13 protein-coding genes and 1 riboswitch are annotated in these 18,774 nt (G+C 74.3%); of the genes, 9 read left to right on the top strand and 4 right to left on the bottom strand.

Going from position 1 to position 18,774, the window contains the following annotated elements; genetic code table 11:
* Positions 1-57 precede the first annotated feature (57 nt).
* Together BOQ63_RS20385 and BOQ63_RS20380 are read right to left on the bottom strand one after the other, a co-directional pair.
* Entirely contained in the window at positions 58-600 is a 543-nt protein-coding gene (locus BOQ63_RS20385; protein WP_150476376.1) for an SUKH-3 domain-containing protein, read from the bottom strand.
* Between the two features lie 110 nt (positions 601-710).
* Positions 711-1,172 (bottom strand): YwqJ-related putative deaminase, encoded by a 462-nt coding sequence (locus BOQ63_RS20380; RefSeq protein ID WP_046387190.1) that lies wholly within the window; start codon positions 1,170-1,172, stop codon positions 711-713.
* A 595-nt stretch (positions 1,173-1,767) separates the two neighbouring features.
* Between BOQ63_RS20380 and BOQ63_RS20375 the strand changes: the two genes are divergently transcribed.
* From BOQ63_RS20375 to BOQ63_RS20365, 3 genes are all read left to right on the top strand, one after another.
* The gene (locus BOQ63_RS20375; RefSeq protein ID WP_030290661.1) at positions 1,768-2,769 is read left to right on the top strand and encodes an HNH endonuclease; all 1,002 of its coding nucleotides are present in this window, start codon (positions 1,768-1,770) and stop codon (positions 2,767-2,769) included.
* 63 nt (positions 2,770-2,832) lie between these two features.
* Positions 2,833-5,574: an SUKH-4 family immunity protein gene (locus BOQ63_RS20370; RefSeq protein WP_150476016.1), complete on the top strand. Its 2,742-nt coding sequence runs from the start codon at positions 2,833-2,835 to the stop codon at positions 5,572-5,574.
* A 265-nt stretch (positions 5,575-5,839) separates the two neighbouring features.
* Complete coding sequence (locus BOQ63_RS20365) at positions 5,840-7,195, top strand: coiled-coil domain-containing protein (RefSeq protein ID WP_150476014.1); 1,356 nt, start codon at positions 5,840-5,842, stop codon at positions 7,193-7,195.
* A 10-nt stretch (positions 7,196-7,205) separates the two neighbouring features.
* Here BOQ63_RS20365 and BOQ63_RS20360 read toward each other — a convergent pair whose 3' ends face one another.
* Positions 7,206-7,925 carry a hypothetical protein gene (locus BOQ63_RS20360; RefSeq protein WP_072654741.1) on the bottom strand — a complete coding sequence of 240 codons (720 nt, stop codon included), beginning with the start codon at positions 7,923-7,925 and terminating at the stop codon, positions 7,206-7,208.
* 404 nt (positions 7,926-8,329) lie between these two features.
* Here BOQ63_RS20360 and BOQ63_RS20355 point away from each other — a divergent pair, with 404 nt between their 5' ends.
* The 3 genes from BOQ63_RS20355 (at position 8,330) to BOQ63_RS20345 (ending at position 14,040) form a co-directional block, all read left to right on the top strand.
* Complete coding sequence (locus BOQ63_RS20355; RefSeq protein ID WP_157846534.1) at positions 8,330-8,656, top strand: beta/gamma crystallin domain-containing protein; 327 nt, start codon at positions 8,330-8,332, stop codon at positions 8,654-8,656.
* Positions 8,657-9,277: 621 nt separating this feature from the next.
* Complete coding sequence (gene mfd, locus BOQ63_RS20350) at positions 9,278-12,910, top strand: transcription-repair coupling factor (RefSeq protein ID WP_030290797.1); 3,633 nt, start codon at positions 9,278-9,280, stop codon at positions 12,908-12,910.
* 110 nt (positions 12,911-13,020) lie between these two features.
* The gene (locus BOQ63_RS20345) at positions 13,021-14,040 is read left to right on the top strand and encodes a nucleoside triphosphate pyrophosphohydrolase (protein WP_030290799.1); all 1,020 of its coding nucleotides are present in this window, start codon (positions 13,021-13,023) and stop codon (positions 14,038-14,040) included.
* 18 nt (positions 14,041-14,058) lie between these two features.
* Here BOQ63_RS20345 and BOQ63_RS20340 read toward each other — a convergent pair whose 3' ends face one another.
* A complete protein-coding gene (locus BOQ63_RS20340; RefSeq protein ID WP_030290801.1) occupies positions 14,059-14,484 on the bottom strand; it encodes an SDR family NAD(P)-dependent oxidoreductase in 426 nt (141 codons plus the stop codon).
* Positions 14,485-14,761: 277 nt separating this feature from the next.
* Here BOQ63_RS20340 and BOQ63_RS20335 point away from each other — a divergent pair, with 277 nt between their 5' ends.
* From BOQ63_RS20335 to eno, 3 genes are all read left to right on the top strand, one after another.
* Complete coding sequence (locus BOQ63_RS20335; protein WP_030290803.1) at positions 14,762-16,063, top strand: cytochrome P450 family protein; 1,302 nt, start codon at positions 14,762-14,764, stop codon at positions 16,061-16,063.
* A 210-nt stretch (positions 16,064-16,273) separates the two neighbouring features.
* Positions 16,274-16,441: riboswitch (cyclic di-AMP (ydaO/yuaA leader) on the top strand.
* Between the two features lie 5 nt (positions 16,442-16,446).
* Positions 16,447-17,223: a LysM peptidoglycan-binding domain-containing protein gene (locus BOQ63_RS20330; RefSeq protein WP_030290805.1), complete on the top strand. Its 777-nt coding sequence runs from the start codon at positions 16,447-16,449 to the stop codon at positions 17,221-17,223.
* Between the two features lie 261 nt (positions 17,224-17,484).
* Positions 17,485-18,771, top strand: a complete 1,287-nt coding sequence (eno, locus tag BOQ63_RS20325) for a phosphopyruvate hydratase (RefSeq protein ID WP_030290807.1) — start codon at positions 17,485-17,487, stop codon at positions 18,769-18,771.
* The last annotated feature ends 3 nt before the right edge of the window (positions 18,772-18,774 follow it).

Genomic DNA, 18,774 nt, shown 5'->3' with positions numbered 1-18,774 from the left:
CTTCAGGCCGGTCCGGCAGGATCCGCCGCCCCGCAGACGCGAGTTTGCAGACAGGTCCTAGTCGTACGCCTCGGCGGTGCGCAGCCGTTCCGGGGCGGTGCCCAGGACGAGGGTGCTGAGCGCCTGGTCGATGCCGTGGCCGAGGAACCACTCGCCGGTGTGGTCCAGGCTGTAGACCCGGCCCTCCTGGTCGACCGCCAGCAGTGCCTGCCCGTACGCCTCCTCGCCGAGCGGGGCGAGCTGGGTGCCCAGTGCCCGGCCGAGGTCGAACAGGGTGCGCGGCTGGTGCAGGCCGCACATCGGGTCGATCAGGAAGGGGGTGCGGGCCAGCTGGCGGCCCGGGCCGGACAGGTCGAAGGCGAGGCCGCCGAACTCGGCCCAGGCCTCCACGGCCGCCGGGAACACCGCGTGCGGGACGCCGCCGGGACCGCCGTACCCGACCAGGGTGTCGGCCCACTCCTCGGCCTGCCGGATCTGCCAGCGGCCGGGGTGCCAGCCGGAGGCCTTCAGCTCGGCGGCGACGTCGGCCGGAAAGCGCGGGCGGGCCCGTCCGGCGGCGGCCGGGGACGGGCTGCCCGGGGCGAGGGTGTCCGGGGCCAGTGCGGCCGGTGCGGGCGGGGGCGGGCTGGGCGGATTCAGGGCGTGCTCCGGAGGCTCGGGGACGGGGGCGTACGAAGGGCTGCGGGCGCGGGGTCCGGTGGGCGGACGGCTCAGCGCGCCGGCGGCCCGACGGCGACGCTCTGCACGGTGAAGTGCTCCAGCATCGGGGCGCAGGAGCGGCACGGCGGGGCGTGGGTGCCGTGTGCCGGGTCGCCCTCCTCGCGTATCCGCAGGGTCGTCATCCGGGCGCCCTTGAGCGCCTTGCGGGCCTCGTGCAGGCTCATCGGCTTGCGGGCGGCGCGCTTGGAGCGCTTCCCGTCGACCGTGGTCAGGTACTGGGAGAGCAGGACGGCCTCCGGGCAGCGGCCGGTGAACCGCTCGCGGGCCTCGACCGGCAGGGTGTCCAGGAACTCGCCGACCAGCGGGTGCAGGACCGGGCGCCGGTCCTCCTTGGCGCCCGCCAGGGTGTGCACCTCGCCGCCCTTGAGCGACAGCGCGGCGGCGACGGCGGGCAGCAGGCTGTCGCGGTGGTGGCGCAGCACGGGCGGGCCCGCCGGCTCACCGGTGGTCATGCGGCTTCCTCCTCCTCGTTCCTGGCGGTCCGGTTCCTGTCGGTCCCGTGGGGTCCGGGGCAAGCCTGTCATTCGACCCCGACAACCGCACAACCGGGGTGCGGGCCGGGCGAACACCCGTACGGTTCCTGGCGGATCGCGTCCCCGCCCATCCGCATCCTGGCCGGGCCGGGGCCGGATCCGCACGGTCTCGTCATGACTTGTCCACCGATCTACCGAAACCGCCCCCCGGCCCGGACCCCGGCCGGTACGGTTCCGGCAGCGGCCGGAGGAGGCGCGGCCGGCGTGCGGACAACCGTCGGCGGGCCCGACTCCGGTGCCCGCGCCGGACGTTGAGGCCGTCGGCCGGGCGCCGGTCCGCCCCGGGCGCGGGAGCCGTGGAGGGTCCCGCCGGAGTCTCCCGGCCGCCGAGCGGGCCGCCCGGGAACCGCTCGACCTGCCGCTGCACCCGCACCTCACGGAGGCGCGGCAACTGCGGGTCGTGGAGGTGTTGGAACGGGCTCCGGGTGCGGGGGATCGGCCGGGCGGGTGAACCAATAGGCTGGTGCCCAGCAAGCGCACCGAAGAATTTGCAGCAGCCAGTGGGGGCTCCCAGATGACGACAGGTCGGCCCGGCGTCGCCGCCGCACCGAACGCGGCGTACGCAGGTCAGGTGGTGCAGTTCCCGGACCCGGTTCGCGCGGAGCGGCACCCGGCCGGGGTCCGGGTGGACGAGTCCGGCTACCCGGACTTCGGCCCGTACGCCGCCGCGGCGGCCGAGGTCGCCGACCCGCCGGAGGGCTTCGGCGTGGACGAACTGCGGCTGACCGACTACGTCTCGGCCAACGTCGCGCTGTTCACCCAGGGCCACCCGCTCTGGGCCGACCTGGAGACCGCCGTGGCCACCCCGCCCGGCTGGACCTGGCACCACGCGGTCGGCCGGGCCGCCCCCGGCTGGCGCCGGATGGAGCTCGTCCCGGTCGAGGTCAAGGCCCTGCTGCGGCACCACGGCGGCCTGGCCACCTCGCCCGCCGACCACACCCGCCGCGGCACCCGCCCGCTGCAGGAGCGCCGGCCCGTCCACTTCTCGCTGGCCAGGGACGGCGGGGACCCGATCGGCGTCCCCGAGGACCTGGTGCAGCGCGCCGAGGAGCGCCTCGGCTACCGGCTGCCCGGCGCCTACCGCACCTTCCTCAAGCTGGGCGGCGGCCGCGGCCCGGTCGGCGTGGCGTTGGACACCGAGCTCGGCATGCTGCTCGACCAGCCGTTCCTGACCCTCACCGAGGAGTACGGCACCGAGGACGTCGTGTACGCCAACAAGTGCCTGCGCGACCACCTCACCAAGGACTACCTGGGCATCGCCTACGCGCAGGGCGGCATCGTCGCGCTCAAGGTGCGCGGCGACCGGATCGGCTCGGTCTGGTTCCACCTGTACGACGACGCCCGCGACTCCGGCGCCCCGGAGGCCCCGGAGGAGCGCTGCGCCCGGCTGCTGCTGCCCTGCGGCGACGACTTCGACGCCTTCCTGCTGCGGCTGGCCGGCAGCCCGCCGGAGCTGGAGACGGTCGCGGAGCTGATGGTGGACGGCGGGTTCGCCCGGGCCGTCCCGGTGGACTGACGTGACCGCGGGAACGGCGTTGAGGGAACGAGTGGGGACGACGGGGACAGGGGTGAACCGGGCGTGGTGACGTACGCGCAGGCGCAGGAGCTCGCCGAGGAGTGGATCAACGGCGGCGTGCCGCACGGGCAGCAGCGCGAGGTGCGGGTCCGGGAGTTCGACCTGGGCTTCGTCTGCTGGGCGGTCTCGCCCGCGGAGGCGGCGGTCGCTGCCGGTGCCGACGGCGGAGCCGGTCCGGGCTCTGGCTCTGGCTCTGGCTCGGGTGAGGCGCGGCTGGTGATCGCCCGTGACTCGGGCGCCAGCACACTGTGGCCCGCGCTGCCCGTGAACGAGGTGGTCCGGCAGTACGAGGAGGTGTACGGCCGGCCGGTCGCGGCCAACCCGGCCGGGGCGGCGAAGCCCGCACCGGGGCCGGTGGAGGCCACCTCCTTCCTGCTCAGCCCGCCGCAGTGGCTGCAGGAGGCGGGGGCGGCGGCGATCGCGGCGGAGGCGGAGAAGCTGGGGGGCGCTGCCGCCGCTCCGGCCGCTGCGCCTGCTCCGGTTCCCGCTCCGGCTGCTCCGGTGTCCGCCGACCAGCCCCAGCCCCAGCCCCAGCCCCAGCCGCCTGCGCCGGTGCCTGCGGTGCCGCCCGCGGCCGCCGTGCCGTCCGCGCCCGCCGTGCTGACCGAGCCGCCGGTCTCCGACCGGCCCGCCGGGGACGCGCCCACCATGCTGGCCCCGCCGCCCGGTGAGGAGCCGCCCGTCGCCCCGCAGTCGCCGGCCGCGGCGCCGGTGCCGCCGGTCGCACCCGGCCCGCCGGCCGCCCCGGTCGGTGCCGAGGCGGCGACCGTCCTGATGCCCGAGGGCCTGCGCACCTCCGGTTCGGACCTGCCCGACGCGCCCGCCCCCGCCGGGGCCGAGGCCGCCACCATGCTGATGCCCCCGGGCAGCGGCAGCCACGGCATGCCCCCGGTCCCGCCGGTCGGCGCCCAGCCCCCGGCCGCCCAGCCCCCGGCCGCGCCCCCCGTCGCCCCGCCGGTCCCGGCACCCGCCGCGGCCGTCGAGCCGGCACCGACGCTGCTCGCGCCGCCGGACGCGATGCCCGGCCTGATGGGCCTGCCCGGTGCCCCGGTGACTCCGGGTGCCCCGGTCGAGCAGGCACCGACCATGCTCGCCACGCCGGGCACCCCGGCCGCCCCGCCCGTCGGCGGAGCCCCGGTGGAGCAGGCGCCCACCATGCTGGCCTCGCCCGGCGGGCTGGCCGGCCTGCCCGGCGCCCCCGGCCCGGCCGCCCCGCCCGCCGTCGCGGCCCAGGGCGGCCTCGGCCGCACCCCGGGCTCGGCTCCGCCGCCGCCCCCGCCGGGTGCGTTGCGCGGTGGTGCGGCCGGCGCGTCCGGACCGTCCGGCGCGGGAGGGCCGGGCCGCACCGCCGGGTCCGCCCCGCCGCCGCCCCCGCCCGCCGAGCTGCGGCACACCCCCGGCTCCGGCGCGCCCGCCGGCGGTCCCGGCGGCCGTTCGGCCGGTTCGACCCCGCCGCCCCCGCCCCCGGCGGGCCTGCGCGCCGGTGCCGCTCCCGCCCCTGCCCCCCAGGGCGCGCCCGCTCCAGCCGCCGCCGGGGTGGCGTACGAGGCGACCCAGCTGGCCAGTGCGATCGACCCGGCGCTGCTCGGCGGCCCGGCGGACCCGGGCACCCCGCCGTCCGGCGGCCCCGCCGTCCCGCCACCGCCCGGCGGCCCGGCCGCCCCCGCCGCGCCCGCGGCCGGGTACGGCTACCCGAACGCGGGCGCCGCGCCCGGCGTCGTCCCGCCGACTCCGGTCACCGGCCCGCCGCCGGGCGCGCCGGTGCCGCCCGGGGTGCCCGCGGTCGGCCCGGGCTACTTCGCCGCGCTCAGCTACCGGGGCCCGGACGGCTCGGAGCAGAAGCTGCTGCACCGCAGCGAGCCCGGCACCCCGCACCCGGAGTGGAAGATCCTCCAGGACCTGCGCCGGCTGAACGTGCCCCCGGAGCAGGTGCTGGAGCTGTACACCGAGCTGGAGTCCTGCGATCTGCCCGGCGGCTACTGCAACCGCATGATCGCGGCCTCCTGGCCGAACGTGCGGCTCACCCACACCGCCCCGTACGGCCGCGACCACGCCTCCCGGCAGGCCGGTATGGCGGAGCTGCTGGACCACCTGGACGAGCTGCACCAGCTGGCCTCCGGCGCCCAGCGGGTCCGCCCGTTCCGGGCCCCGCTGCCCGCGCCCGGCTCGGTCCAGCCGCTGCCCCCGCTGCCGCCCCAGCAGCTCGCCCAGGAGCTCGGGACGGCCTTCGGGCAGAACCTGTTCCGCTACGAGCAGCGCGCCGTCTCCCGCCAGGGCGTGCCCGAGCCGGTGTCGCAGACCCTGATGTGGGCCGGGCTGCCGCGCGACTTCGGGCCGTTCTTCTGGGCCCAGGCGCAGGAGGGCCGGCCGATCCCGACGCTGGCCGAACTGGCAGCCGAGCGCGGCCTGCCCGCGGCCGCGGACTTCGGCGGTTACCTGGTGCTCGGCAACGACTACGGCCGCCAGCTGTGCGTCCAGTACGGCACCGCGAACGTGGTCGCCGTGGACGTCGACGGAACCGGCCAGCCGCCGCGCTTCGTCAACAGCGGTGTACCGGAGTTCGTCCGCGCGCTGGCCCTGCTGGGCCGGATGTGGCGGCTGCGGTACGGGCTGACGCCGGAGCAGGCCGGTCGCTGGACGACCGACTTCCAGGCGGAGCTCGCCGCGATCGACCCGGCGGCCCTGCAGTCCACGGACACCTGGTGGGCCGTGCTGCTGGAGCAGTTCTGGGACGGTCTGCTGTAGCGGACCGTCGCGATCCTCGCAGGTGGGGAGGGGTCGTTCCGGTGTCCGGAACGACCTCTCCGGCACGTCCCGGCAGCTGTGCCTCGTTGGGGTTTCGTCCGGATCTGCGCAAAATAGGTCAAGAGGATGGGTCTGTTCGCCCGGTCCTCGACCTATTCCGGTCCGCACGACGGTCGAATCCGGCCCCGGTCTCCCAACCGGTTCCGGATCCGGCCGTTCCGTCCGATCATGGGCTCCGCAGCCCGCGAAACGAGGGGAAGAGCCCATGAGCGACGCCGTCCCCCAGTACGGCTTCACCCAGGCCCGGCGCGGCTACGCGCCCGAGCAGGTCGACCGGGCGCTCGTCGCCCTGACCGCACAACGCGACGAGGCCTGGGAGCGGTTGAGCGTCCTGGGAGCCGGGATCCGGCAGATGGAGACCCGGCTGGAGGCGATCCGCCGCGCCGCCGACGAGGCCCCGGAGCCGGACTACCAGGTGCTCAGCGAGCAGGCCGCCGGCCTGGCCGAGATGGCCGTGAACGAGGCCCGCGCCGTCCGGGAGAAGGCCGAGCGCTTGGCCGAGGACCTGCGGGACGAGGTGTACGAGCAGGGGCAGGCGCTCGCCGAGGCGGCCAAGGAGTACGCCGCCACCACCCGCGCCGAGGCCGACGCGGCCGCCCGCCGCACCGAGGAGCGCACCCGCGCCGAGGCCGAGGCCATCCGCGCCGAGGCCGACCGGGAGAGCCGCGCCGCCCGCGACGGCGCCACCGCCTACGCCGCCAAGGTCCGGGTGGCCGCCGCCGAGGCCGGCGAGCAGGCCGAGGCCGAGCTGGCCGCCAAGCGGCGCCGGGCCGACGAGGCCTTCGCCGCGGCACTGGCCAAGGCCGACGCCGAGGAGGCCGAGTTCTCCGCGACCGCCGAGCGCCGGGTCAAGGAGGCGGAGCAGCACCGGGAGACCGTGCTGAACCAGATCAAGCAACTGGAGACGGACGCCCAGGCCAAGGCCGACCAGCTGATCGAGAACGCCCGCCGGGAGGCCGAGCGGATCAACGCGGAGAGCGAGCGCGAGCAGCGCGAGTTCGAGGCCCGGCTGGAGACCGTGCAGCAGCACCTGGACCACATCAAGGCCACCCTGGCCTCGCTCACCGGCGCGGCCGTCGGGCAGATCGAGCCCGGGGCGCTCGCCGCCGCCGGGGCCGCGGCGGCTCCGGTTCCGGTGGACGCGGTGGCCGACGCGGAGCCGGTGGACTCCGAGGCGGACACCGGGGAGATCCCGGCGCCGGACCTGCCGAAGGCGGTGCCGGCCGACAGTGGGGCGGACGCCCGGGCCGAGGAGCGGACGACCGCGGTGCGGCGGCCGGTGCTCGGTGGCTCCTCGGCCGTCTCGGCTCTCCCCAGGGCCGCCGCCCCAGGGGGCGCCCAGGACACCGAGGTGGTGACCGGCCCGGTCGCCCCGGTCGCGGTGCCCCCGAAGCCGGCCGTGCCGCCCCTGCCGGCGGCCGAAGGGGACGGCGCGGCGGGCGCAGCGGAAGCGGACGGTGCGGACGGCGTCGAGGAGACCCGGATCATCCCGAAGATCATCATTGTGGACGACGGCGCCGGCTACGCGGCCCCCAACACGGTGACCTACCGCCGCCGCTAGCCGTCGGTCGTCAGCTGCCGCCCTCACCCGCGATCAGCTCGGTGAGCTTGGCGTCCTGGGCCCTGACCGCCTCCTTCTGGGCGGTCAGGGCCTCCGCGTTGCGGTCGATCAGCTGGCGCTGGTAGCCGGCCAGCACGGCGAACCAGAGGCCCGCCAGCTCGGTTCCGGCGGTGCAGTCGGCGTCCGCGCGGGCGGCGGCCAGCTCGGCCGGGGTGACCCCCGGCGCGGTCTGGTACCGCTGCGGCAGTTCCTCCGGAGTGGTGGCCCCGAACCCGGCAGTGGTCATGCAGGCGCTCCACTGCCGGGTGGCCGCCACCACCCGGGCGTCCTTGGCGGTGGCCTTCGTCGACTCGTCGAACAGCCGGCCCACCAGCCGGCTGCCCGCGGCGGGCGGTGAGCCGATCCGTTCGGCGGCCTGCCGGTCGCAGTCGACCCGGGCGCCGTCGTACGCCTCGCCGGAGCCGGCCGGGGCGGGGTTCGGCCGGGGCGGGGTGCGCTTCGGCGGGTGGAAGCCCAGGGTGGCCGCGGCCTCGGCCCCGAGGTATCCCCAGGCGCCGGCCGGCAGCGCGGTCGCGTTGTCCGGCGGCTGCGCTGCCTGCAGGCCGTCCCCGGTGAACGCGGAGAAGCCGGCCCGGTGCATGCACGAGACGATCAGCGCGTTCCGCGCCTGGATCTCCTTGACCGCGGACCGGTCGTCGGCCTGGTAAGCGGAGAGCGGAAGTCCGGTCATTCCGCCCCGACCGGATTCCGGAGCGGCCGTCGAACCGATCTCCGGCGGGGTCGGCGCGGAATCGGAGGATCCTTTCCCGGAGTTGTCCGCACAGCCCGCGGATAAAACCGGAAGAACGGCCGCCAGGGCGGCTGCGGTGAATCGTCCCAATCTGTCGGGTCGTGCCAAGCTTTTGCTCCGATCCTCCAGCGCGGCAGGCGTGTTGGGACCCTAGCTCATTTCGTCCGGGTACGTTCACCGAGTTCCGTCGAAAGCCCGGCTTGGCCGGAAAACGGCTGTCCGGCGCTGCCCCGCCGTGCAAATCTCGGGTGCCCAACCGCTATCGATGGAGGGGTTACATGATTCGCCGCACTAATCCCCGCACGGCCGGTCGGGGAAGAAATGGCGCAGCCCGGCGGGTGGGCGTGCTGGCGGTTCTGACGGCCGCCGCCGCGACGCTGCTGCCGACCACCGCGGCGCGAGCCGTGGAGCGGATCGACTGCGGGGGCCGGGACGATTTCGCGAAGGTGTGGAACTACGGCTACAGCGGGCAGCTCTGTTTCGCGAACGACGGCTGGATGGCGGTGCGGATCTACAACGTCGACCGGATCGACGCGGGCAACAACAAGGTCATCACCTATCTGGGCGGCGGCCTCGGCTCCTGGACCGTCTTCACCTGGGAGCGCTACGACTTCAACGCCAACCAGGGCCACCAGGTGATGATGTACGACATCAACCTGTCCCGCTGGTAGTCCCGGCACGGCGCTGCCCGCCGCCCGGACGGGTGCGGACGTCCGGAGCGGTGGACGGGGGCAGCAGAGCGAGGGCGGGAGGGCGAAGGCGAAGAGGCCGAGACCCGTGGCGCCCTCCAGGAAAGGGCGCCACGGTTCCCGGCGCTTGGGCGGGCGCCCCCACCCAGGGTCGCCCGGCCTCGCACCTCCGACCCCCATCGGGGGTGCGACAGTGCCGCCACAGCCATCCCCCACGGTTGGGTGCGGCGGGCACGTTCACCATGGTGCGCGATCTCCATGGACGGCCAGTGACAGGAGTATGTCCAGTGCGTGGCGGATGGTGGGGTCCGGCCCGGACCGGTGTCCGGCCGGTGCGTCCGCCGGCCGACCGGTGTTCCGTCCAGTGGTTCGCCTGCGGTCGTGTCCCTGACAGTACGGTGGGTGCGCCCGCCGGTCCGTCCCCGCGCGCTCCGGCGCCCGGTCGGCGCGGCCCCGCCGGACTCGTACGCCGCGTGCCCGTCCGTGCCGCGGCGTAGGCTGGAGACCCCCGGCCGCTCGGCGTGCCGGGCCGTTCGCGTTGCCCCGGCGGGCTTCTCGCCGCCCGGAGGCAGCACCAGCCACGGGACGAAGAAGAGACCCCAGATGAGCCTGACCGGACTGCTCGATGTCGTCGCGCGGGACGCGGCGCTCGCCGAGGCGATCGAGGCGGCCACCGCCACCGGAGCCGCGGCCGGCGGCCGCCGCCACCTGGACCTGGTCGGACCGCCCGCCGCCCGGCCGTTCGCGATCGCCGCGCTGGCCCGCGCGCTGGCCGGGCACGCCGCCGGCGAGCGGGGCCGTCCGGTGCTGGCCGTCACCGCCACCGGCCGGGAGGCCGAGGACCTGGCCGCCTCGCTGCGCTCGCTGCTGCCCCCCGACGCGGTCGCCGAGTACCCGGCCTGGGAGACCCTGCCGCACGAGCGGCTGTCGCCCCGGTCGGACACCGTCGGCCGCCGGCTGGCCGTACTGCGCCGGATCGTGCACCCGCGGGCCGACGACCCGGCGGCCGGTCCGGTGCAGGTGATCGTCGCCCCGGTCCGCTCGGTGCTCCAGCCGCAGGTCAAGGGGCTGGCCGAGCTGGAGCCGGTGGCCGTCGGGCGCGGGGAGTCGCACGACCTGGAGGAGGTGGCCCGCCGGCTCGCGGCGGCCGCCTACGCGCGGGTCGAACTGGTCGAGAAGCGCGGCGAGTTCGCCGTCCGCGGCGGCATCCTGGACGTCTTCCCGCCGACCGAGGAGCACCCGCTGCGGGTGGAGTTCTGGGGCGACGACGTCGAGGAGATCCGCTACTTCAAGGTCGCCGACCAGCGCTCGCTGGAGATCGCCGAGCACGGCCTGTGGGCGCCGCCCTGCCGTGAGCTGCTGCTGACCGACGAGGTGCGCGCGCGGGCCGCCGAACTGTCCGCCGAGCAGCCCGGGTTGGCCGAGATCCTGGACAAGATCGCCGAGGGCATCGCGGTCGAGGGCATGGAGTCGCTGGCGCCGGTGCTGGTGGACGACATGGAACTGCTGGTAGACGTGCTGCCGCTCGGCTCGGTCGCGGTGGTGTGCGACCCGGAGCGGGTCCGCACCCGGGCCGCCGACCTGGTGGCCACCAGCCAGGAGTTCCTGCAGGCCTCCTGGGTCGCCGCGGCGGCCGGCGGGGACCGGCCGATCGACCTGGAGACCATCGACGTCTCCGCCGCCTCGCTGCGCTCGCTCGCCGAGGTGCGCGAGCACGCCGCCGAGATCGGGCTGCCCTGGTGGTCCGTCAGCCCGTTCGCGACCAGCGAGTCCACGGTCGACACCATCCTGGAGTTCGACGCCAACACGCTGACCCTCGGCATGCACGCCGTCGAGGCCTACCGGGGCGACACCGCCCGGGCGATCGCCGACGCCAAGGAGCGGCTGGCCGCCGACTGGCGGGTCGTCATGGTGACGGAGGGCCACGGCCCAGCCTCCCGCCTGGCCGAGGTACTCGGCAACGAGGGCATCCCGGCCCGGCTGGTCGCCGACCTCGCCGAGGCGCCCACCCGGGACGTCGTGTACGTCGCCTGCGGCTCCATCGAGCACGGCTTCGTCGACGAGGCCCTCAAGCTCACCGTCATCACCGAGACCGACCTGTCCGGCCAGAAGTCCTCCACCAAGGACATGCGCCGGATGCCGTCCCGTCGGCGCAACGCGATCGACCCGCTGGCCCTGGTGGCCGGCGACTACGTGGTGCACGAGGCGCACGGCGTCGGCCGGTACGTGGAGATGGTGCAGCGCACCGTCCAGGGCGCCACCCGCGAGTACCTGGTGCTGGAGTACGCCCCCGCCAAGCGCGGCCACCCCGGCGACCGGCTGTTCGTGCCGACCGACCAGCTCGACCAGGTCACCAAGTACGTCGGCGGCGAGGCCCCGACGCTGCACCGGCTCGGCGGCGCGGACTGGGCGAAGACCAAGCAGCGGGCCAAGAAGGCGGTCAAGGAGATCGCCGCCGACCTGATCAGGCTGTACTCGGCGCGGATGGCGGCGCCCGGCCACACCTTCGGCCCGGACACCCCGTGGCAGCGTGAGCTGGAGGACGCCTTCCCGTACGCGGAGACGCCGGACCAGCTGACCACCATCGCCGAGGTCAAGGCCGACATGGAGAAGTCCGTCCCGATGGACCGGCTGATCTGCGGCGACGTCGGCTACGGCAAGACCGAGATCGCCGTCCGGGCCGCCTTCAAGGCGGTGCAGGACGGCAAGCAGGTGGCGGTGCTGGTGCCGACCACGCTGCTGGTGCAGCAGCACTTCTCCACCTTCGCCGAGCGCTACGCCAACTTCCCGGTGACGGTGAAGGCGCTGTCCCGCTTCCAGACCGACAGCGAGGCCAAGGCCGTCCTGGAGGGGCTGTTCGAGGGCTCGGTGGACGTCGTCATCGGCACCCACCGGCTGTTCTCCTCCGAGACCAGGTTCAAGGACCTCGGCCTGGTCATCGTCGACGAGGAGCAGCGCTTCGGCGTCGAGCACAAGGAGCAGCTGAAGAAGCTGCGCGCCAACGTGGACGTGCTCACCATGTCCGCGACGCCGATCCCGCGCACCCTGGAGATGGCGGTCACCGGCATCCGTGAGATGTCCACCATCACCACCCCGCCGGAGGAGCGCCACCCGGTGCTGACCTTCGTCGGGCCGTACGACGAGAAGCAGATCTCGGCCGCGATCCGGCGTGAACTCCTGCGCGAGGGCCAGGTGTTCTACATCCACAACCGGGTGGAGTCGATCGACAAGGCGGCCGCGCGGCTGAAGGACCTGGTGCCCGAGGCGCGGATCGCCACCGCGCACGGGCAGATGGGGGAGACCCAGCTGGAGAAGGTCGTCGTCGACTTCTGGGAGAAGGAGTTCGACGTCCTGGTGTCGACCACGATCGTGGAGTCCGGCATCGACATCTCCAACGCCAACACCCTGATCGTCGAGCGCGGCGACACCTTCGGCCTCTCCCAGCTGCACCAGCTGCGCGGCCGGGTCGGCCGCGGCCGGGAGCGCGGCTACGCGTACATGCTGTACCCGCCGGAGAAGCCGCTCACCGAGACCGCGCACGAGCGCCTGGCCACCATCGCCCAGCACACCGAGATGGGCGCCGGCATGTACGTCGCGATGAAGGACCTGGAGATCCGCGGCGCCGGCAACCTGCTCGGCGGCGAGCAGTCCGGGCACATCGCGGGCGTCGGCTTCGACCTCTACATGCGGATGGTCGGCGAGGCGGTGGCCGAGTTCCGCGAGTCGCTGGCCAACGGCGGCGCGGAGCCGGAGGAGGAGCCGCTGGAGGTGAAGATCGAGCTGCCGGTCGACGCCCATGTGCCGCACGACTACGCGCCCGGCGAGCGGCTGCGGCTGCAGGCCTACCGCTCGATCGCGGCGGTCAACTCGGAGGCGGACATCCAGCAGGTCCGGGACGAACTCGTGGACCGCTACGGGAAGCTGCCGGAGCCGGTGGAGAACCTGCTGCTGGTCGCCGCACTGCGGCTGTACGCCCGGCGGTGCGGGATCTCGGACATCACCCTCCAGGGCTCGAACGTCCGCTTCGGCCCGGTGGAGCTGCGTGAGTCCCAGCAGCTGCGGCTGAACCGGCTCTACCCGCGCAGCCAGGTCAAGGCGGCGGCCCAGCAGCTGCTGGTGCCGCGGCCGAGCACCGGGCGCATCGGCGGCAGGCCGCTGGTCGGGCGGGAGCTGCTGGACTGGTGCACCGAGTTCCTGTCGGCGATGTTCGACGACCTGGCGGGGGCGAAGAAGTAGCCCCCGGCGACCGGCGGCCCGGGCTCCGGCCCGGGCCGCCGTCGCCCTCCGGGATCGGCGGGGCCCGGGCCGGGCGGGGCGGGTAGGTTCGAGGTGTGACGACGAATGCTGTGCCTGCGAACGCTCCGGGCGCGAAGTTGATCCTGCTGACCACCACCCACCGGGTGGCCCCCGGGCTGCTGGCCTGGCCGGCCTGGGAGGCGCTGCGCTCCGCGGGGCGGGTGCTGGTCGCCGACGAGGGGCATCCGCAGGTGGCGGCGGTGCGGCAGGCCGGGGTGACGGTCGAGGTGGTGCCGGCCGGGCCGGCGCCTGCCCTGGCCCGGCTGCTGACCGGGCAGCCGGCGCAGGCCGGGCCGACGGTCTGGCTGGGTGGCCCGGACGGGGACCCGGGGCTGACGGACGCGCTGGCCCGCCTCGCCGTGGAGCACGCCGGCGAGGTGCCGGAGATCGAGGTGCTGCCCGGCTCGTACGACCTGCCCGGGGCCCGGCTGCTGGACCTCGCCTCGGTGATGGACCGGCTGCGCTCGCCCGGCGGCTGCCCGTGGGACGCCGAGCAGACCCACGAGAGCCTGGTGAAGTACCTGGTCGAGGAGGCCTACGAGCTGGTCGAGGCGATCGAGGAGGGGGACCGGGACACGCTGCGCGAGGAGCTGGGCGACGTGCTGCTGCAGGTGTTCTTCCACTCCCGGATCGCCGAGGAGCACCCCACCGAGCCGTTCAGCGTCGACGACGTGGCCGGGGACCTCGTGGACAAGCTGGTGTACCGGCACCCGCACGTGTTCGGGGACGTCGAGGCCGGGGGCGCCGCCGAGGTGGAGGCGAACTGGGAGCAGCTGAAGGCGGCCGAGAAGACGGACCGGGAGTCCGTCCTGGACGGCGTGCCGGCCGGGCTGCCCGCGCTGGCGTACGCGGCGAAGCTGGTGTCCCGGGTGCGCCGGGCCGGTTTCACGGGGGTGCCGGACGAGCCGTACGAGCTGCCGGCCGAGCTGACCGCGGAGTCGGCGGGCCGGCTGCTGCTCGCGGTGACCCAGCGGGCGCACGACGCCGGGGTGGACGTGGACGCGGCGCTGCGCTCGGCCGCGCGCGGCTACCGGGACGCGGTGCGCGCGGCCGAGGGGCTCGAACCGTAGTAGGGCGGGACGGCCGGCTCAGGCGGCCGTGGCGGTGCTCTCCGAGGGGCGACGCTGCGGCGGCACGAGTTCGCCGATGGCCTCGCCGATCAGGGCGACCAGTTCGGCGAGGCGCTCCAGGTCGAGGTGGTCGGGCAGGTCGGCGAGGGAGACGACCCGCTCGCCCTCCGGGCCGGCGACGCAGAAGAGGTCGATCGGCCCGAGGTGCTTCTCGGCGGTGTCGACCAGGGCGGCGACGTCGCTGGGCCGGCGGATGTCGCCGCAGACGCCCACCACCGGGCAGCCCGGCCGGTCGAGTTCGGCGGCGAGGTCCTCGGCGATCCCGACGTGCTGGTCGGCGATCAGCATCCCGGCGGCGCCGGCCGCGGTGAACCGGCGGGCGAGGTCGGCTCCCGAACCGCCGTCGAGTACCGCGATGACGACGACTGCTCCGCTGACCCGCATGGCCTGCTCCTCCCTGTGGGCGGCACCGCACCGGCGCCCACGCGTACTGCGGAGGATCGTAGGCACGTCCTGACCCTCCGCAACAGGGATTACCCCGCAGGTGACCAGGCTCACGCCTGCCGCCCGGGCAAGAGCTGTCCAAGGGCTGTCCACGTGCTGTTGGCGCGCCGCTCACGTGCCGCTCACGCGCCGCTCACGGACGGTTCGCGCACCGGTGACGCGGCGGCTCCCCGGCGGTCGTCCCGGGCCCGTGCGGTCCACCGGTTACGGTCGACCCATGCCAGCTCAGCCCGACGGCGTCCAGCCCGCCGCCCAGTCCGCCCCGCAGCTCTTCACCTGGGAGTTCGCGGCCGACCCGTACCCCGCCTACGCCTGGCTGCGCGAGCACGCCCCGGTGCACCGCACCAAGCTGCCGAGCGGGGTGGAGGCCTGGCTGGTGACCAGGTACGCGGACGCCCGGCAGGCACTCGCGGACAGCCGGCTGTCGAAGAACCCGGCGCACCACAGCGAGCAGGCGCACCGCACCGGCCGGGTGGGCATCCCGGGGGAGCGGCAGGCGGACCTGATGACCCACCTGCTGAACATCGACCCGCCGGACCACACCCGGCTGCGCCGCCTGGTGTCGAAGGCGTTCACGCCGCGCCGGGTGGCCGAGTTCGAGCCGCGGGTGCAGCAGCTGACCGACCGGTTGATCGACGGCTTCGCGCAGCGCGGTTCGGCGGACCTGATCCACGAGTTCGCCTTCCCGCTCCCCATCTACGCGATCTGCGACATGCTGGGCGTGCCGGCCGAGGACCAGGACGACTTCCGCGACTGGGCCGGAATGATGATCCGCCATGGAGGCGGCCAACGCGGCGGCGTGGGGCGGGCGGTGAAGCGGATGCGGGCGTACCTGCTGGAGCTGATCCACCGCAAGCGGGCGGACCTCGGCGACGACCTGATCTCCGGTCTGATCCGGGCGAGCGACCACGGCGAGCACCTGACCGAGAACGAGGCCGCCGCGATGGCCTTCATCCTGCTGTTCGCCGGGTTCGAGACGACGGTCAACCTGATCGGCAACGGGACGTACGCGCTGCTGCGCAACCCGGAGCAGCGGGCGCTGCTGCAGGAGTCGGTGGTCCGTGGCGAGACGGCGCTGCTGGAGACCGGGATCGAGGAACTCCTGCGCTACGACGGGCCGGTGGAGCTGGCGACCTGGCGGTTCGCGACCGCGCCGCTGACCGTCGGCGGGGTGGAGATCCCGGTCGGCGACCCGGTGCTGGTGGTGCTCGCGGCGGCGGACCGCGACCCGGCCCGGTTCGCCGACGAGAACACCCTCGACCTGGCCCGGAGCGACAACCCCCACCTGGGCTTCGGGCACGGCATCCACTACTGCATCGGGGCCCCGCTGGCCCGGCTGGAGGGGCGGTCCGCGCTGGCCACGCTGCTTTCCCGGCTGCCCGATCTGCGACTGGCCGAGAGCCCGGAGAACCTGCGCTGGCGAGGTGGCCTGATCATGCGTGGATTGCGCGAACTTCCGGTCGAATTCAGCCCCGAGCCGCGCTCTCCGCACGTCCTTCCTGAGCCACCGACACACTGACCTGACGTCGCTTTTCGGCCTCCAGAGCCCGTATGAACGGCCATCAAACCGGACAAAGCTCCGCCGTTGGTAGGCGATCGAACACGGGCCGTAATTGTGGTGTGATGTCGACGATATGAGCTTGTGATTGGTCTGAGGATCTGTCTAGTCTCCCTGGAGTTCGCAGCTGCGGACCCCGTGCGCGGAACGCCGAATCCTGCCCGCCGCGCCACGGGAAACCGACCAGACCCTGGGCAGGGGCGGGGGAACCAGGTTTGTTGCCGTTCCTCCACGGCTTGGGGTGAAGCCGCCCGAGCGGAATCGTTTCCGCTTACGGCGGCCGGGCCACCTCCCGGTCCGAACCCGACAGCTCACCTCGCAGGCGTACGGAGAGGGACCTCTTCATGCTGCTCGTTGGATCTGGCCGTCATCGCCGTCGCACCCAGGCCGAGAAGGCCATCGCCGTCGCCGGGGTGGCCGGCGTCGGACTCGCGCTGCCGCTCCTCACCGCCACCGGCGCCTCCGCCGCCCCGGCCTCCGCCTGGGACTCGGTCGCCCAGTGCGAGAGCGGCGGCGACTGGAGCATCAACACCGGCAACGGCTTCTACGGCGGACTGCAGTTCACCTCCAGCACCTGGAAGGCGTACGGCGGCACCGCCTACGCGGCGCAGGCCAACCAGGCCAGCCGGGCGCAGCAGATCTCGGTCGCCGAGAAGGTGCTCGCCTCGCAGGGCCCGGGCGCCTGGCCGGTCTGCTCCGTCAAGGCGGGTCTGAGCAAGGGCGGCGCCCCGGCGGCCGTGGACACCTCCTCGGACACCAGGGCCCAGAAGCAGCAGGCGGCGCCGAAGCAGCAGGCCCCGAAGCAGCAGGCCCAGAAGGCCGCCCCGAAGCCGGTCCAGCAGTACGCGCCGAAGCACGCCGCGCCGAAGAAGGCCGAGCAGCCCGTCGAGCAGCCGGCCCAGCAGTACACCCCGAAGCACGCGGCCCCGCGCGCCGCCCAGCCGGCCCCGACCCCGCAGACCGGCCACGACTACACCGTCCGCTCCGGTGACACCCTGTCGGGCATCGCCGCCGCCCAGGGCGTGTCCGGCGGCTGGCAGGCGCTGTACGACGGCAACCGCGGCACCGTCGGCGGCGACCCGAACCTGATCGTGCCCGGCCAGGTCCTGCACCTGGGCTGAGACCTGACGGGGGGCCGACCGACCGGTCGGCCCCCTTCATCAGGATTCATCCGCTTTCGTCCGGCTTCGCCCGCCCCGATGGGACAAGCTGGGACAAGCAGGTGAACTACCGGTGGGTAGTGGGGCCACACGCTGAGACGGAGCCGAGGTGGACGTGGTCCCGGGAGCCCGGGCGGTTAGGCTCTGGTCGTAACGACTCCGCAATCCTCCGGCCGACAGCACCACCGTCGGCCGGACCCTGCTTCCGCAAGGAGATGCCTCGTGCCGTCCATCGATGTCGTCGTAGCCCGTGAGATCCTCGACTCCCGCGGCAACCCCACGGTCGAGGTCGAGGTCGGCCTCGACGACGGCAGCACGGGTCGTGCCGCTGTTCCGTCGGGTGCCTCGACCGGCGCCTTCGAGGCGCTGGAGCTGCGCGACGGCGACAAGAACCGCTACTTCGGCAAGGGCGTGGAGAAGGCCGTCCTGGCCGTCATCGAGCAGATCGGCCCGGAGCTGGTCGGCTACGACGCCACCGAGCAGCGCCTGATCGACCAGGCCATGCTCGACCTGGACGCCACCCCGGACAAGTCCTCGCTCGGCGCCAACGCCATCCTGGGCGTCTCGCTGGCCGTCGCGCACGCCGCCTCCGAGGCCAGCGACCTGCCGCTGTTCCGCTACCTGGGCGGCCCGAACGCGCACGTCCTGCCCGTCCCGATGATGAACATCCTCAACGGCGGCTCGCACGCGGACTCCAACGTCGACATCCAGGAGTTCATGATCGCCCCGATCGGCGCGGAGTCCTTCTCGGAGGCCGTCCGCTGGGGCGTCGAGGTCTACCACACCCTCAAGGGCGTGCTGAAGGAGCGCGGCCTGTCCACCGGCCTCGGCGACGAGGGCGGCTTCGCGCCGAACCTGGACAGCAACCGCGAGGCCCTGGACCTCATCACCGAGGCCATCCAGAAGGCCGGCTACGTGCCGGGCCGCGACGTCGCGCTCGCCCTGGACGTCGCCGCCTCCGAGTTCTTCAAGGACGGCGCCTACCAGTTCGAGGGCAAGGCGCTCTCGTCCGCCGAGCTCATCGAGTACTACGCCGAGCTGGTCGCCGCCTACCCGCTGGTCTCCATCGAGGACCCGCTGGACGAGTCGGACTGGGACGGCTGGAAGGCCATGACCGACAAGCTGGGCGACAAGGTCCAGCTGGTCGGCGACGACCTGTTCGTCACCAACCCGGCCCGCCTGGCCAAGGGCATCGAGACCGGCACCGCCAACGCGCTGCTGGTGAAGGTGAACCAGATCGGTTCGCTCACCGAGACCCTGGACGCCGTCGAGCTGGCCCAGCGCAACGGCTACCGCTGCATGATGTCGCACCGCTCCGGCGAGACCGAGGACGTCACCATCGCCGACCTGGCCGTCGCCACCAACTGCGGCCAGATCAAGACCGGCGCCCCGGCCCGCTCCGAGCGCGTCGCCAAGTACAACCAGCTGCTGCGCATCGAGGAGATCCTCGACGACGCCGCCGAGTACGCCGGCCGCGGCGCCTTCCCGCGCTTCCGCTCCGCGGAGTAACGA

This window comes from Streptomyces viridifaciens (genome assembly GCF_001888885.2).
GTDB classification, from domain to species: domain Bacteria; phylum Actinomycetota; class Actinomycetes; order Streptomycetales; family Streptomycetaceae; genus Kitasatospora; species Kitasatospora aureofaciens.
The sequence above is the reverse complement of the archived record's forward strand: the minus strand, read 5'-3'. Positions and strand labels throughout refer to the sequence as shown.

Bases quoted from the DNA above. Each gene is read 5' to 3' on its own strand.
- BOQ63_RS20360 (WP_072654741.1), bottom strand. From the start codon at position 7,925: ATGACCGGACTTCCGCTCTCCGCTTACCAGGCCGACGACCGGTCCGCG.
- BOQ63_RS20380 (WP_046387190.1), bottom strand. From the start codon at position 1,172: ATGACCACCGGTGAGCCGGCGGGCCCGCCCGTGCTGCGCCACCACCGC.
- mfd (WP_030290797.1), top strand. From the start codon at position 9,278: ATGAGCCTGACCGGACTGCTCGATGTCGTCGCGCGGGACGCGGCGCTC.
- BOQ63_RS20335 (WP_030290803.1), top strand. From the start codon at position 14,762: ATGCCAGCTCAGCCCGACGGCGTCCAGCCCGCCGCCCAGTCCGCCCCG.
- BOQ63_RS20330 (WP_030290805.1), top strand. From the start codon at position 16,447: ATGCTGCTCGTTGGATCTGGCCGTCATCGCCGTCGCACCCAGGCCGAG.
- BOQ63_RS20340 (WP_030290801.1), bottom strand. From the start codon at position 14,484: ATGCGGGTCAGCGGAGCAGTCGTCGTCATCGCGGTACTCGACGGCGGT.
- BOQ63_RS20375 (WP_030290661.1), top strand. From the start codon at position 1,768: ATGACGACAGGTCGGCCCGGCGTCGCCGCCGCACCGAACGCGGCGTAC.
- BOQ63_RS20365 (WP_150476014.1), top strand. From the start codon at position 5,840: ATGAGCGACGCCGTCCCCCAGTACGGCTTCACCCAGGCCCGGCGCGGC.